The organism is Dyadobacter sp. HNCC25DJ186, from assembly GCF_056895235.1.
In genome coordinates, this window is the sequence record NZ_JBXHAS010000051.1 from 1 (window position 1) to 383 (window position 383).

The following is a 383-nucleotide window of genomic DNA, read 5'->3' on the forward strand; positions in this document are numbered from 1 at the left end:
ACAGGATTGGTCAATGCTGTTTTCAGGCTCTGGGTACAAATTGTGATCAGGGTTAAAGTCAGCAGCAAAACTGGCGGGATAATGAAAACGGAAAGTCCAGGCGTGATATGAAAGGCATAATTTTCCAGCCAGGCATTGGATAAATAATAGATGACGGGGATCGAGATAAGGGATGCAACAAACACCATTTTCACGAAATCTTTTGAAATCAATACAAGCAAACCAACCACAGAAGCACCAAGCACTTTCCGAACACCGATTTCTTTTGTTCTGAGTTTGATAACAAAACTGGAAAGGCCTAAAAGTCCCAGACAGGCGACGATAATGGCTAGTATTGAAAATAGACCAAAAACATTACTTAAACGGGCGTCGGCCTGGTATTG

General features: G+C 42.0%; 1 protein-coding gene. It reads right to left on the reverse strand.

Annotated elements, in window-relative coordinates:
- The coding region (locus tag AC1XUO_RS29660; protein ID WP_483333525.1) for an ABC transporter permease at positions 1–383 on the reverse strand (383 nt) is incomplete at both ends.